The organism is Paenibacillus mesotrionivorans, from assembly GCF_046098205.1.
Lineage (GTDB): Bacteria > Bacillota > Bacilli > Paenibacillales > NBRC-103111 > Paenibacillus_AR > Paenibacillus_AR mesotrionivorans.
Window position 1 is genome coordinate 426,909 of the sequence record NZ_JBJURJ010000003.1, and the last position, 14,990, is coordinate 441,898.

Consider the following 14,990-nt stretch of genomic DNA (forward strand, 5'->3'; position numbering starts at 1 on the left):
GAACGGCTGCTGTCAAATTGCCCTTTTATACATGCTTTTCGCCATAGTAATGCGGGGCACCGCACCTGCCAAGCGGAATGGAGAAGATGGATCCGGCATGTTCGTTTCTGGCGATGGTCCATTAAACCGGGATCCGATTCTAACGGCGGGGAAAGCCCTTATTTCAGCGAAAATGCCCCTTTAAAAAATGTAACGGCGGCCACAGCCTCTATTGGGGCTCATTCCCCCATCACATGTACTATTTCCGTTCAATAAGGGCTCCTGCTTCCGTTAGATATCCGCCCCCCTGGTTTTGGGGTCAAATAGGGGCTCTCACCGCCGTTAGAAACATAGTCAGCCGCCGCCACGGACAGAAAGCGAGGGCGACTCTAAGAGCCCGCATGTATACTCAGGACTTCCCGGATACAGTCCAGGCTTTCGTTGCCGCCGCTCATCTGCACGGCTACCTTTTTGCCGGCCAGCCGGCTGCCCAATTTAACGGCGGCCATCAGGGCAACGGCTCCCGCCCCTTCCGCCACCTGGTTGGTATGGGCCAAGGCCAGGTACATGCCCTGCTTGATCTCATCCTCGGTCAACAGCACAAAATCGGTGAGATGATCCTTGTAGATGCCAAAAGGAAGCTCGTACGCCCCCCCGGTTGCGATCCCTCCTGCAAAGGTGGTGCTGGGCGACTGGAGGATGGTTCCGGCCTTCCAGGACAGGTACGCACCCTGGGCCAGCTCGGCTTGGACCGCATAAATCTCTACCGCCGGATTCATAGCCTTGCACACCGTCACGGCCGCCGCCAGCTCGCTGCCGCCCCCGATAGGCACGATCAAGGCATCCACATCGGGAAGCTCCCGCAGGATTTCCGTAAAGCAGGTCCCCACTCCATTGATAAGATGAGGCTCGTTAGCCGCGTGGATACAATAGAGATTCTTCTCCTGCTGAAGCTGGAGGCAGACTGCCGCCGCTTCCTCGAAGCAATCTCCGGCCTCTACCAGATTAGCCCCTGCTTCGCGGATACGACGGTTCTTCTCCGGATTGTTTCCCTTGGGCACCACCACAGTGGCTTCAATTCCCGTCATGGAGGCAGCTGTGGCAATGGAAATCCCGTGATTGCCCATAGAGAAGGTAATAACCCCCGCCGTGCCCGCCTGCTTCAGGTGATGCATCACATTGAGCCCGCCGCGGATCTTGAAGCTGCCGCCCGGCAAATGATTCTCATGCTTTACATAAATGTCCGCACCTGTAAGCTTGGACAAGCTTTTATATGCCAAAAGGGGAGTAGGACGGATGGAACGGTATACCACCTGCTCCGCCCGGAGCACCTCTTTGATGGATACCATGGACATAGTATTGATCGTCGTCATAAGGGTTCCTCCTCTTTGTTTACCATACAATCCATACAATATATATAATAATTCTACTTTATCATGTGGTGTTTCAGTTTCAATGGTATAATTGTATGGAATACAATTTTAGTGAGGAGTCCTGCCCATGCCCGTCAATTCCTTCGAAGATTATCCCATGTCCTGGAAGCCCGACCGGGCCCGGTTAAGCCCTCCGCTTTACGCGTCCATCGCCAGTCTGCTGGAGCAGGACATCACCTCCGGGCTGCTTCCACCGAACACCCTGCTGCCTCCCCAACGGGAGCTGGCGGATTTCCTGGACCTGAATCTGAGCACAGTCACCCGGGCGTACAAGGTCTGCGAGCTGAAGGGGCTGATCTATGCCAGCGTGGGCAAAGGCACCTTTGTCTCCCCCAACATCAACCTGCCCAACGTGGTAGAAAATCACAGCCAGCTTTCCCCTGTTATCGAAATGGGCGTCATCAAGCCTTTTTATAATACCAACTCCATCGTTCTGGAAACCATAAGCGCCCTCACCAAAAAAAACGGGGCCGAAGCCCTTCTGGAGTACAGCCACCCGTTGGGTACCCCTTACCAAAAGCAAAACGCCCAAAAATGGCTGGCCGGGTCCGGGGTAAAAGCAGACATGGATCATATTCTCATTGCCTCCGGCGCTCAGAACGCCCTGACCGTGGCCCTGGTTTCCTTGTTTAAACCCGGCGACAAAATCGCCACCGACATGTTTACCCATCCGAACTTTATCAGCTTGGCCAACATGCTAAACATCCAGCTTGTCCCAATTGCCGGGGACACCTCCGGGATGCTTCCCGATGCCCTGGAAGCCGCCTGTACATCCCATAAGCTCGCAGGTGTGTATCTGATGCCCTGCTTCAGCAACCCCACCAATATCACCATGCCTGCACTGCGGCGTGAGGAGCTGGCCCGGATCATCAACACCCGCAGCCTTACCGTGATTGAGGATGAGGTGTATGCCTTTTTGGCTCCGCCGGACTGTGTCCCGTTTTTCCAATTGGCTCCCGACCATACCGTGTATATCTGCAGCACCTCCAAATCCGTCTGTGCAGGCCTGCGGGTGGCCTTTATGGCATGTGCCCCGCGTTTCCGGACACCGCTCATCAGCGGCATCTACAACATTAATCTCAAAACCTCGTCGCTCAATACGGAGGTTATAGCCGAGCTGATTCACAATGGCACCGCCCAGCTGATCGTCCAGCAAAAAACAGAGCTGGCCCGGATACGGAACCAGCTCTGTGATGAAATTTTGGGGAATGGAGATATACAACCGAAGCAGCGCGGAGCCGGATTTTTCCGGTGGCTGCCTCTTCCGGGTACGCAGAACGGACTCCTCTTCGAGAAGCTTGCCCAAGCTGCGGGTGTGCACCTGTTCTCCTCCGATCGCTTCGCCGTAGGCGAAACCTCAGGCCAGTCCTTCGTCCGGCTGGCTATCTCCTCCCCGGAGGATCATCACGAGCTGGAGAAGGGCTTGCGCATTGTACAGAGCTTGCTTCAGCATCCGGGCAGCCTGCCGGAGGAACCGGATTTTATCGTCTGATTCCATCTTCCTCAATCTTCCGCAGATTTCTTACGGATCTGCTTATCGTGGTTTTCGCCCCATTCCTTCGCCTTGGCGGTGGCGATGGATATGGCTCTGCCTTCATCATATCCTTCCTCCAGCAGGGCGTTGGCAATATCGATGGCTTTGTTGCGGACGGGTGCCATGAAATTCTTCAGGGAATCCGGGTAATCGTCTTTGGTCCAAGGCATAATCCTTCCTCCTCCTGTGCCGCGGGAAGCGGAGTGGTACGTTCCTTAGTTCATTACCCGGATTGCAAGGCCGCGAACCCAGCCCCTAGGCTTTAGTCATGCAGCTTCCTCTTAAGCTGTCTCCAAAACCCGTTATTTCTTCGTGTGATATATTGCTCATTGTTCACCAGCAGACCGTAGGAGGACTACAAGGTGGTAATTTGAATCATGATAAAAGCCCCTATCGCGATAAGAACGATAAAAATCGGGTAATACGGAATCAATAAACCTTCGGAAATCCCCTTTTTTTCAAGTAGAAAAGCACTATACACCCACCACCGATTTTGTTCCGGAGGAGGTTTTCCCGACCTTCTGTTAAACCCTCAATTTGAAGAAATCTAAATCGCCCCTTCATTTGGCTCGTAACCCAGGTTACGGGTCAAATTTCATTTCCGTACCATTTCAGACGAAATATCAACAAAATATACGAATATTCCTAAAATATTGGGTAGTTCGTGTCGAAGGAAAGGTTTAAACTAAGGGGGTGGAAAAACCTGTTCAAGGAGGGCATATCGTGAATCCAAAGAAGGTTTCATTGGCTTATAAAAAATATACAAATAATTATATAAAGGGAAATTTAATTCAAAGGTCTAAAGAGAATTATGCAGACATTATAAGTGAAATTACAGACATCATCGAATCGGATAACACGGAAAAGGATTATATCTTGTCAATCGATCTGGGCACGATTTATACGTACTATTCGCGAACATGGAAGGAGGATGTATTGCTCCAAAACAGGAATCGGAGTGAAGCCCTCAAACTGATGTATATGTCCACATTTTATCAGTGCATCACTCAGGAACTGTATGAACTCGGCATTCCCGATTACGCATTTAGTGATGTCGTCGCAGCCCTGATTCATTTTACAATGTTTGGATGGGAGAAGGAAGAGCAAATCCTGTTCGACTTTATTGCAGAGCATCTTGACGGGAAAATAATGAAGGCGAATGATTGGAACAAGCATGTCTGGTTTTTGCTGGAGCTCTACCTCCAATACCGAAACAAGACCCTATGGGGCATAAATCAGCATGTACATAGAACCGTCAGGGAAAAATTAGAAGCCGCAGAACGGAGATATGAATTAATACCAGATGACCTGGGCATTTATTCAGAGGTATTGGCAAGCTGGTCCACTGCAGATGAGAAGGCGGCTGCCGATTTGATTGGCAGCATGATTGCCTACCATTCGGAGCTGGCCTCCGATTTAGGCAATTCGATTGAATTTGGCGACTACAGGTACGGCTTTTATCCGTATGAAATCTTGTTTCTGATTCATGTCAGGCAGAAGCAAGGGCTGCCGGTTCCCGAACAATACGAGGAGCTCTTGATGAACACAGCTGAAGCGAAGATGACATTTGAAGCTCCTGAGCCCTATCCGCAGAAGGACCCTCTGCTGGTGCAGATCGACGGTTATCATCGCAAGCATTACCCCAAGTATGCTCTGAACCGGTATGACGATACACTTTTTGAGGAGTAGAAAGGGGAGCATTCCTATGTTAATCGATGAAGAAATCCTAATGATTTTGCTTGAAAACAAGGATGAGGTAGAATTTGTGCTGGAGGATCGCGACAATCCTGACTTTTATGATGATTTCCTGAAAGAAGCGCATTCTTTGGGTATCTTTCTGTTTATTGATTATAAGGGTGAGGAAGGCAATGAAATCGTCAATTTTATTATTGATTATGAGGAAACCCACAACATAGAGCTGGCAACAGAGGACGAACTCGAGGAGCTTGGGGAGTATGAATACGATTTTTTCCCGGATAAAATCAAAGCGGCCAATGCATGCTTATTCACTAAAGGGTATGGTTTATTCGTCTTGCCCTCATTCAGCGACTTCTACATCCTGTTTATCTCCCGTTTGGAGAACAAGGAAAAATTAACCGGAACCGAGCTCTTTGACGACGAGTCGATCCCGCCCGGGGAAAGATGTATTCAATATTTTTACGAGTAAAAGGTTAAAAATGGCAGCCCTTCCCTTAATGGAGGAGAAGCGGCTGCCCTTCCATCTGCCTGTAAACCTCCACGAATTATTCCTGTTCTGGGAGTTCCCCTTCCATAATCTCGTCCACATGCTCGATAATCTGACGCAGAAGCGCCTTTTTTGTCCGCAGCGGCTCTTCCTCATACAGCTTCTCCAGGAACTGAACGAATGCCTCCCGGCTGGGCACACCGCAGACCTTAATCGGCTTAAGCGTGTACCACCCATAAGCTGGAATTGTGTCATGCTGCTGCTCCCGAAGCATATCGTCCAAAGCCTGCAGGAGAGTCAGCCTCTGCCGCATATCGCCACCCGCCCATTGTTTCACATCCGCCCAGTCCGGGCGGGAATAAGCATATAATCGGGACCAGCCCTCAGCAGCGGGTAAGCGGCTGTATTCCTCCATCCATCCGATTACGCTGCGGTGCTGGAAGGGCGCCAAATGCTCAAAAGCATCGTACCCGCTCATTTTGCCGTCCGTTTCCTGCTCCAAAAATGTCATCACCCGGCGGCAGCCCTCCTCCAAGGGCAAGCAGCGGACCGTCAGGTATGAGCGTGTCTCTGCTGTCAGAAGCGGCTCTGACTCCTCCCAAAGCCCGCGCACCCATTGAGCTGCATAGCTTCCCAGTCCTTCCCCGACAATCCGGCTGAGCGCGATCCTCTCGTCCGGTGTGCTTTCCGGCAGCTGCTGCAGGACCAGCCGGAATACATCCGCAGCCGGGAATCGGCGGAGCCCCTCCGTTTCCCGGGCTCTCACTGCCCCGTGATACTTGATATAAGTGAACAGCGAATCCAGCGTGCGTGACGCCTCCTCAATCTGTAGACTTTGGAACGTGGCAAACCAGTCTTTCCACCGCCGTGCCTGCGCCGAACCCGTATCCAGACCGTCCGGTCCCAGGAACGCCTCGTACTGCCACAGCTCAGAGCCGATGCAGGACAGCTCCGTCATTCGCTTCACATACTCCTGAAAGCTTGGAGCAAGGAGGCGTACCTCGTCCGTCTCGTGCTCCCAATAAACCACAGGTGGTTCTCCCGCTGCTTCCTGATTCATATCCAGTGCCAGCATATCCCCATTGCCGGCCTGTCCGAAAACCATCATGCCTGCAAGCCCCTCACATCCGCTTGCTTCGGCGCTGTCCTCCTGCCAATACTCCAGTTCCTCCAGGCTCCAGCCCAATTCTCCGGAGAAAATCTCCTTGAACTCCTCCGGCAGAATGGCCTCGTCAGGCAGCGACCATCTGAAGTACAGCTTGCGGGTATGCTCCGCCAGCAGTTCTCTTAATGAAGCAGGGATGAGCACTCCCAGCTCCTGCTCCTTATCATGAAGCTCCTCCGGTAGAGCAGGCGGCTCCAGCTCCAGCTCCTGAATATCTCCTCCCTGCTCGCGGACCTTATTCAGCACTTCGTTCCACGCCTCTACCCATTTTGTAAACATGGTATTCCTCCGTTATATATCCGTTTTTCCCTTTTTTAAGGAGCAAAAACCTCCGGGTTATCGTTCCTCCAGGCGCCGATGCAGCCGATTAAGCAGGCCGTGTAGCTTCTCAGCACTCTATCTTCACCTTGGTCCGCATACTCTAAGGCGATATTAATCCCCGGCTTGCGCCATGCGATAATACGACCCGTGAATCCGGGCCACTCGCATTCTTCATCCAATTGTGGCGGGCCGTACGCTGCAATCGGCTCCTCCGGGGCAGAGCTCATCGTTATCCCCTCAGGCAAGATACCGGGATAAGGCGTTTTGATCCGGTCGTCCGAACCCGGGGCAAGAAAGTGGACTGCGCCGATGATCCATTCACCGGAATTCGTATACTCGAGTCCGGTCAGCTCATTCAGTTTGGGAGCACGGTAAATATCCATACGTATGGACGCCTTCACGCACCAGATGATGTCATCATTGAAATAACTGCTGGGTGCCGGCATCCGCTTGACGCCATAAGGCTGCAGCAAGGCTTGAACGAGCTTGGGATGATAAGGCTGGCCCAACATGGCAATAAGCTGAACAGCCGGTTCATTCATATACATATCCAGTCCTTCCCTTCATCGGATTCTGCCTCTGGTTATTCAACTCTATTATAGCAAAAAGCACTCCCCTCTATATCCTGAGGAGTGCAGCTTGCATTTCTCTGTTCTATTATATCTCCGGCTGCCTGCCCCTAAGCCTCACTTGCTTCAGCGCTCATATCTGCTTCCTTCCGTAATGTTAGCCATTACATCCATGATCTCACCAGTTGTCACATTAACGATGGCCAGGTTAACCGTTGGCATTTTGTCCGTAACCTAATAGTGTGCTTGTTATGGTTTCTAAGCACCCACCATATCTCCCAGGTCATGACCGGAAAAGCATTTCCCGCTCCTGTGAGGATCTAACTAAAATTCCGAAACTTTGAATACCCTGAGAGGCGACGGGCCGTCCCCCCATACTATTAGTTTCCTCCCTTTTGTATAAGCGAGGCTTCTTGTGCTGAAAGCTCCTCCAAAAGTGTATAAATGGCATCTGTCGGTATCATTACACCGCAACCTGCGCTTAATCCTAACAGCATATGAAGGTAGAATTGAACCCTCTTTTTCTCGCGAATGATTCGATCTAATTCTGAGGTTTCCAGTTTTTTTTCCTTCATTGGAGCACACCCCGTACTTCCTGTCCGTAATAGGTTTCAACACGGGCCACCAAATCACTTATAAATTTCCCAATCGTCTGCAGTTCAGCTTCCGTATAGGATTCAATGAATTGATAAAACTTTTCCTCTTTTTCTTTGTGCATCTTTTGATGCAGATGATAAACCTGTCTTCCCTTATCCGTTAAACTAAAATAAATCTCCTTACGGTTGTTATTCAATTGGCTTCTTCTAATAAAATCCATCTCCAACAGCTTGGAGGTAATATTTGTAACGTTGCCTTTGGATAATTTCATTTTCCTTACAATCCCCGTGTGGTTGATCGGCTCATGATCACCGATACAATCCATAACGTGTACACTCGTAATATTATTGGAAAGCATGTCAATCTGATGCTTTTGGGCTTGCTCCCGAAACAAGTTACTTTCATGCTCCGTATACAATTCATTCAAGTGCAGCATTCTGATATATTGCTCATAAAGATGACCTTTAAGATGCTTTTGAAATTCCAAATGTATATTCGCCCCTCTCTTGAGCATTTAAGACTCAGAGCCTATGCTGTAATTTTGTTCAAGACTGAACAAAAAAATCATAACATAATTGATAATGATTATCAATATCATTTTAACGATATAATAAAAAAGTCCACAATGATGTACAGTGTACACCTTCATGGACTTTTTGCGATATGCCGCCGAGAGGACTCGTACGGTGACTTTTTAGACAGCCCCTTCGCTTTTTTTGCGTCTGAAAGATAAAAGGGTAGCGACGAATTGAACCAATAGGATCGGAAAAAATAAGCTCCAAATGCTTGGAATGGAAGCAATGGAGAGATAGAGGGAATAGGGCGCCAGCCAGACCAAAGAAATGGTCATAAGCAAGCGAAGGCCAAGCCAGATTGAAATGGCCATAACGCCTGAAGGTAATAGGAGCATGAGGACCACAATCACTGTTGTGCTGCTGGATACCTCCTGCTCACTGTAAGGGTTAGCAAACAGAAAAAAGAAGCTTAACCCAATACCCAGTATGGATAAGAAAAAGGCTGGCCACCTCATACCAGGACTCAAATGCCCCACCTCCTGTTCATGGGAAGCTACATTATTCCACAAAAGAACATCCCTTCTGTCAACAACAGCTAGGGACGTTCTTCAATCGTAGCATTTAACTGTCCATTCTGTAAAGCTTGGCGAGCCCGCCCTCAGAAGTTTCGCGGTAACGACTGTTCATATCCAGGCCTGTCTCATACATGGTCTGCACAACCAGATCAAAAGAAATCTTACGGGTACCAGACAAGAACTTGGCCAGGCTCAGCGCATTGATCGCCCGCATCGCACCCACAGCATTACGCTCAATGCAAGGGATCTGAACAAGACCGTTAATCGGATCACAGGTTAACCCCAAGTGGTGCTCCATGGCAACCTCCGCCGCATATTCAATCTGGTCGATCTCCATACCAGACAGTTCTGCCAGTGCAGCCGATGCCATAGAGCAAGCCGTGCCAACCTCCGCCTGGCAGCCACACTGAGCACCGCTGATGGAGGCGTTCTGCTTGACCAGATTGCCAATGAGCCCGCCAACGGCCAGAGCACGAAGTACCTGCTCATCCGGGACCTGCATCTTTTCCTGCATATAACGAAGCGCAGCCGGCACGACACCGCTTGCCCCGCAGGTCGGAGCCGTTACGACTGTGCCCGCGGCGGCATTCTGTTCATTGACGGCGAATGCGTAAGCGCTGACGATCCTGTTCTCCCTCGTCTCCGGGCTCTCATCCATATGCTGCTGTTGAAGATATTTCGCCTTGCGTTCAACCTGGAGACCACCCTCCAGAATACCTGTGACGGAAAGTCCTTCATCGATGGAACGCTTCATCGTTTCCCAGATTCCTTGGAGAAAACCCCAGATCTGTTTGCCTTCACACTGCTCCACATAATCGCTTAGGCGGATATGATTCGCTTTACAAAGGGTACTGATTGCTGCGAAGCTGTTCTCCGGGTAGACCTCAGGCCCAAGCGTCTCCTCCCGTCCCTCAATAACGATATCACCGCCGCCGATACTGACAGCACGCATGGATGTGGTTTGCCGCCCGTCTTTGTAAGCGAACAAGTCCATGGTATTGGGATGGGGCAGAACAAAATCGGCTTGTGGAACAAATTGAATCTCGGTCCGAACGGGTGACAGTGCTCTAATAATAGCCTTGTCCGTCATATGACCTCTGCCTGTTTTGGCAAGAGAACCATAAATCAATGCCTTAAATTGATCTGCGTCATCATTTTCAGATTTGAAGATTCTGGCCGCTTTCTCCGGCCCCATAGTATGGGAGCTGGATGGCCCACTGCCAATCTTATAGAGTTCAGTCAACGATCTCATAGCACCCATACATCCTTTCTGGCTACCGCCCATTCCTCTGAAAGCGTTCCTTGATTTTCATCAGCCTTTCATGAATACCCTCTTCATCCATGGCCATGTCAACCAATTGGTGAGTGAGTTGGAGACCCTGATCATGGGCAAGAGCTTTTTTCCACGGGTGTGCTGCAATCGAATGTGTAAGATGTCTTACAGAGCGGGGGGCCTGCATGATCATCTCTGCCAGCTCCCACGCACGGGGAAGAAGCTGTTCACGAGGCAGCACCTCACTGACCAGACCGAGGTTTAATGCCGCTTCGGCATCAATGTTCATCCCCGTGTATGCGTGAATGGCCGCATTCTTGGTTCCCAATATCTTTTGCAGGGTTAAGACAATTCCATCTCCAGGCGGTACACCGCCCAGATAATGGGCATCGAAAAACGCTGTGTCCTCCGCACAAAGGGTAATATCACAAAGTGTCCCCAGCTGCCAGTGTGAGCCTGTGCCATTGAACACCCCAATAGTGGGGATGTCGAAGCAATGAATCATATTTTCAACCATTCGGAGTGACTCATGGTACATTTCCACTTTCCGGCTATTCGGCCAATCTATGAATTTGGTTGTCCAGACCTCAGGATTACCAATCTGCCACAACTCTCCTGTCCCTGTAAGGATCATCACCTCATTCTCAGGATCACGGCCAATATCTGACCATACATGACCATATGCTGTTTGGACCGGCCAGTCGAATTGTAACGTTCCCCCATTAGTGTGCATGCGCACTTCGAGGATGCCATTACGGCGGGTCATGGAAAATAAGTCCTTGTACTTCTCCGAGTATTCTTCGAATCGCGTAGGTCCCGCCATCTGTCTATTGAGCATCTTTGCCCATTAGACGTCCTTGCATTTTCTTCAGCCGCTCCAGAGCTCCTTCTTCATCAATGGCCATGTCGTACATTTGGTGGGCAAGCTGGAACCCTTGATCACTCACCAAAGCTTGCTTCCATGGACGGGAAATAATGGAATGGGACAAATGTCTAGTTGAACGCGGTGCCTGCATAATCATCTCCGCCAGCTCCCATGCCCGGGGAAGAAGCTCTTCGCGGGGCAGGACTTCACTAACGATACCCAGGTCCAAGGCGGTTTGACCATTGATATTCTTGCCGGTGTATGCGTAGTATGCTGCTTTCTTGAAACCGATCATGTTCTGCAGTGTAAGCAGCATTCCATCTCCGGGAGGTGTGCCTCCCAGATAATGCGGATCAAAAAAGTCCGCGTCTTCTGTACAAATGGTGATATCACAAAGCGTTGCAAGCTCACAGTGCGTTCCCGGCCCGTTGACCGCCCCGATGGTCGGGATGTCAATGCAGAAGATCAAATTCTCAAGCAGTCTCAGCGATTCATGATACTGTTCAAGCTTCTTTTGCTTCGGCCAATCCATAAATTTCGTATTCCAGACCTCCGGATCCCCGATTACCCATTTATCCCCTGTTCCAGAAATAATCATAACCTCGTTCTCAGGGTCGCGGCCAATATCTGACCATGCATGGGACCATGCCGTATGAGCTTCCCAGGAATGCTTGTACGGTCCTCCGTCGGTGTGCAGCCGCACTTCGATGATTCCGTCACGACGGGTCATTAATAGAAATTCCTTGTATTTCTCCGAGTACTCTTCAAATTTAGTCGGTCCAATCATACGTCTCTCCGTCATTTCAATACCTCCTAGTTTGGTTTAAAACTTAACTATTACCTTCAAGCCAATCTCTGGCGAAAGTAGCATAAGCCGCAGCTCCTTTATACAGCACCTCATCCGAGAACATTGTCTTTGGATGGTGTACAGGATAACGATAACCTTCTTCGGTATTACCTGCGTTAAGAAACACTGAGGTACTTGGCACCGCTTGTGATACAAAGGCAAAGTCTTCCGATCCCATTAATTTACCACCGGGTATCAATTGAGTTATACCGATTAAGGAATTCGTGCCAAAGTTGTTTGTAATCGTCGTTCTCATTTGCCGGTTAAGCCCGCTGTCCGTTTTCACCTCAGGACAACCCCTGGTATAGATCACCTCCACCTTTGCCTGAAAGGTTTCTCCAATACCTGCAGAAATGTCATGGATGCGGGTTTCCATTGTATCCCGCAATGCGGCGTTAAATGTGCGTACACTGCCTTTCATTCGGGCCGTATCGGGAATCACATTGTTTGTACTTCCGCCTTCCATCACGCCAATGGTAAGAACTGCATTCTCCATTGGCGATATTTCACGGCTTACAATTCCCTGCAGCGCCAGATAAAGATGAGCAGCCACATTTAATGGGTCTACTGCGGCCTCAGGCATCGCACCATGTGCGCCCCTCCCGCGGATGATGATTTCGAACCAGTCCGAGGAAGCGGAAATCGCTCCACCGGTCTCGGGCACTACAAATTGCCCGATAGGAATTGGCATTCCGGTCAACACGTGAAGCATCATGGCTGCATCCACCTTAGGATCGTCGAGAATCCCATTCTCAAGCATCATTTTCGCTCCGTGCAGAGTCTCTTCACCCGGCTGAAACATAAGCTTAACCGTCCCGCGAAGCTGCTCTTCGTTAGCCTTCAGGATCTCCGCAGCTCCCAGCAGCATGGAAGTATGCATGTCATGACCGCAAGCATGCATGTTTCCATTCAACGATGCGTAAGACAGATCCGTTTCTTCTTGAATCGGCAGGCCATCCATATCCGCGCGAAGAAGAATCACCTTTCCTTCATGTTGCCCGCCGATGGTAACCATTAGGCCAGATTCTCCTACGCGAATAGGCTTCAGATCCATCGACTCCAACATCTCTTTTACATAGTCCGTTGTCCTGGGCAAACGTAAATCAAGCTCCGGAACCGCATGAAGATGATGCCTGTACATCATTAATTTTTCCTGCAGCTCATAAGCCATACCCACAATGTCTCCAGCTTTTTCAATCACAATAAACATCTCCCAAAACACAAATGGAATGAACGTGGAACAGAGTTAACATTCCTCCTTCTTATTTTAAGACTTTTTAGGAACAAATTCATCGTACTTACAAATCGATTTACTGTCAAGATAAATTAAGACATTTTAAGAATAATATTTTGGAGGCTGCTTGGACATTGAAATATCACATTTATTGTGATATAACTCTTTTGATTGAAGTGTTTATGAAAGGAATCGATCATGAAAATCAAGCTGGGTATTATTACGCCTGAGACCCATATGGACTATTTCCGCGCCATTGAAGAAGAAATGCGGCCCTTATGCCAGTTCCGGTTTCTTACAATCAGCAACTTCCGGGAAACAACTGACCTCTATCTCCAAAACGTAGATTCGGTGGATGGATTTGTGATCAGTGGCAGGATGCTTTATGAGTCAATCGATAAGCAATGCCTGAATGATAAAGTACCTGTTCACATTTTGCAGGATGATGAAAACCTGCTGTACAGGGAGCTTTTCCGGCTGCTGGTTACAGAGCCCGGGCTTGATATATCCCGGATCTATGTGGATTATGCGTATATCATCGAGTCTTTCAGTGAATTCCAACAATACCTGACTCACGAGGGAAAGCCTGTCGACAGCGGAGATTTGCTCGAACGGGTGGAAACGATGCTGGAGAACCATATCACTCTGTGGGAAAATAAGAAAATAGACCTGTCCATCACGGCGTTCGGCCACTTTGTTCCGAAACTCCAAAAGCACGGAGTCAGATATATCTTAATCCGGCCCACTTTGGAAAACGTCAAAGAGACCATAAGCGAGATCATCAACAAAATTACTATCCTCAAGCTTAAGAACCAAAGGGCAGTTGTTGCATGCTTATCGTCCAAAACGGCAGAGCCATCATCTGAAGAACAGCTTCATGAGCTGAAAGTCCTTGTCGGCAGGTTTCTGCACAGCATGAATCTGGCAGACACGGCCCAAATTTCGGAAGGCTTTGTCAGACTGTACACCACCTACGGCAATTTCATGAGAATCACCTCTAATGCGCATAACTGTACCCTGCTGGAGTATCTGGACGGACATATGAGCGATAAGGTGAAGATCGGATGGGGCTCGGGGCATGAGTATTTTCAGGCTAACGTCAACGCCACCAAAGCTTTCAGACAGGCGGAGGCCTATACGGGCAGCTGCAGCTTTTTTATTAACGAGGAGCAAAAGGTTATCGGCCCAATGCGGAGCATGAATGTCATGCAGTTCTCTGAACAGGGGGACCCGGAAATCATCGCGTTAGCCAAAACCATCGGAATTAACAACATTAACCTGCAAAAAATCATGTCCTATGCAGAAATCATGAGAACCAATAAATTATCCTCAGAGGATGTTGCCGGGTGCCTGTCCATGACCGTCAGAGGTGCAAACCGCATCCTTAACAAAATTGAAGAAAGTAAATACGTCCAAACGGTATTTGAAAAACGGGACAACAGTAAAGGGCGGCCTAAAAAATACTACGAGCTGTTGTTTCTCGACAAGGAAGGGCGAAAATCAAGCAGATGACACGTGATTGTTTCATTTTCACTGTAGCCGCATTTGGATAAACCTGTATGTATTTCTCGATTCGTCGCAATGTCTACTCTAAGGGGTACACTTCAAAGGGACTCTAGCTTAGCTTAGCCTAGCTTAGCAAGGGTCCCTTGTATGGAGAATATCACATTTGGAATACAACAAAATAAAAAAGCCCATTAGAGAATACCTCTAATGAGCTCTTTAGCTAATGCCGGCGAGAGGACTCGAACCTCCACGGTTTCCCTCACGATTTTGAGTCGCGCGCGTCTGCCATTCGAAGGAAACTCCGCTATTAGCGCTGATTATGCCCTTTTGCATTGCGTATTATGCGGTTTTCATCGTGCTATTACCGGACAATCGACGGATAATCATACGCA

General features: G+C 49.3%; 15 protein-coding genes. 4 read left to right on the top strand and 11 right to left on the bottom strand.

Annotated features, from left to right (window positions below; translation table 11 throughout):
* Positions 1-368: 368 nt before the first annotated feature.
* Complete coding sequence (locus ACI1P1_RS06440) at positions 369-1,352, bottom strand: threonine ammonia-lyase (protein WP_416215551.1); 984 nt, start codon at positions 1,350-1,352, stop codon at positions 369-371.
* Positions 1,353-1,479: 127 nt separating this feature from the next.
* Here ACI1P1_RS06440 and ACI1P1_RS06445 point away from each other — a divergent pair, with 127 nt between their 5' ends.
* Positions 1,480-2,904: an aminotransferase-like domain-containing protein gene (locus ACI1P1_RS06445; protein WP_416215552.1), complete on the top strand. Its 1,425-nt coding sequence runs from the start codon at positions 1,480-1,482 to the stop codon at positions 2,902-2,904.
* Between the two features lie 11 nt (positions 2,905-2,915).
* On the opposite strand, the gene ACI1P1_RS06450 is transcribed toward ACI1P1_RS06445, so the two are convergent.
* Positions 2,916-3,116, bottom strand: a complete 201-nt coding sequence (locus ACI1P1_RS06450; RefSeq protein ID WP_416215553.1) for a DUF2188 domain-containing protein — start codon at positions 3,114-3,116, stop codon at positions 2,916-2,918.
* 553 nt (positions 3,117-3,669) lie between these two features.
* Here ACI1P1_RS06450 and ACI1P1_RS06455 point away from each other — a divergent pair.
* Together ACI1P1_RS06455 and ACI1P1_RS06460 are read left to right on the top strand one after the other, a co-directional pair.
* Positions 3,670-4,635, top strand: a complete 966-nt coding sequence (locus ACI1P1_RS06455; RefSeq protein WP_416215554.1) for a hypothetical protein — start codon at positions 3,670-3,672, stop codon at positions 4,633-4,635.
* A gap of 16 nt (positions 4,636-4,651) precedes the next feature.
* Positions 4,652-5,113 carry a DUF6630 family protein gene (locus ACI1P1_RS06460; protein ID WP_416215555.1) on the top strand — a complete coding sequence of 154 codons (462 nt, stop codon included), beginning with the start codon at positions 4,652-4,654 and terminating at the stop codon, positions 5,111-5,113.
* A gap of 76 nt (positions 5,114-5,189) precedes the next feature.
* On the opposite strand, the gene ACI1P1_RS06465 is transcribed toward ACI1P1_RS06460, so the two are convergent.
* From ACI1P1_RS06465 to ACI1P1_RS06505, 9 genes are all read right to left on the bottom strand, one after another.
* The gene (locus ACI1P1_RS06465; RefSeq protein ID WP_416215556.1) at positions 5,190-6,575 is read right to left on the bottom strand and encodes an SMI1/KNR4 family protein; all 1,386 of its coding nucleotides are present in this window, start codon (positions 6,573-6,575) and stop codon (positions 5,190-5,192) included.
* Between the two features lie 35 nt (positions 6,576-6,610).
* Complete coding sequence (locus ACI1P1_RS06470; RefSeq protein ID WP_416215557.1) at positions 6,611-7,165, bottom strand: hypothetical protein; 555 nt, start codon at positions 7,163-7,165, stop codon at positions 6,611-6,613.
* Between the two features lie 401 nt (positions 7,166-7,566).
* Positions 7,567-7,761 (bottom strand): hypothetical protein, encoded by a 195-nt coding sequence (locus ACI1P1_RS06475; RefSeq protein ID WP_416215558.1) that lies wholly within the window; start codon positions 7,759-7,761, stop codon positions 7,567-7,569.
* On the bottom strand, positions 7,758-8,270 hold the full coding sequence (locus ACI1P1_RS06480; protein WP_416215559.1) for a MarR family transcriptional regulator: 513 nt from the start codon (positions 8,268-8,270) through the stop codon (positions 7,758-7,760). The genes ACI1P1_RS06475 and ACI1P1_RS06480 overlap by 4 nt, the downstream gene beginning before the upstream one ends.
* Before the next feature lie 207 nt (positions 8,271-8,477).
* Positions 8,478-8,825 carry a hypothetical protein gene (locus ACI1P1_RS06485; protein WP_416215560.1) on the bottom strand — a complete coding sequence of 116 codons (348 nt, stop codon included), beginning with the start codon at positions 8,823-8,825 and terminating at the stop codon, positions 8,478-8,480.
* Between the two features lie 94 nt (positions 8,826-8,919).
* Positions 8,920-10,125, bottom strand: coding sequence for an L-serine ammonia-lyase, iron-sulfur-dependent, subunit alpha (locus ACI1P1_RS06490; protein ID WP_416215561.1), 1,206 nt, complete (start codon positions 10,123-10,125; stop codon positions 8,920-8,922).
* 22 nt (positions 10,126-10,147) lie between these two features.
* Entirely contained in the window at positions 10,148-10,912 is a 765-nt protein-coding gene (locus ACI1P1_RS06495) for an enoyl-CoA hydratase/isomerase family protein (protein ID WP_416215562.1), read from the bottom strand.
* A 61-nt stretch (positions 10,913-10,973) separates the two neighbouring features.
* Positions 10,974-11,813 (bottom strand): enoyl-CoA hydratase/isomerase family protein, encoded by an 840-nt coding sequence (locus tag ACI1P1_RS06500; RefSeq protein WP_416215563.1) that lies wholly within the window; start codon positions 11,811-11,813, stop codon positions 10,974-10,976.
* 28 nt (positions 11,814-11,841) lie between these two features.
* Positions 11,842-13,068, bottom strand: coding sequence for a M20 metallopeptidase family protein (locus ACI1P1_RS06505; protein WP_416215564.1), 1,227 nt, complete (start codon positions 13,066-13,068; stop codon positions 11,842-11,844).
* 222 nt (positions 13,069-13,290) lie between these two features.
* Between ACI1P1_RS06505 and ACI1P1_RS06510 the strand changes: the two genes are divergently transcribed.
* Positions 13,291-14,604 (top strand): transcriptional regulator, encoded by a 1,314-nt coding sequence (locus ACI1P1_RS06510; protein ID WP_416215565.1) that lies wholly within the window; start codon positions 13,291-13,293, stop codon positions 14,602-14,604.
* The last annotated feature ends 386 nt before the right edge of the window (positions 14,605-14,990 follow it).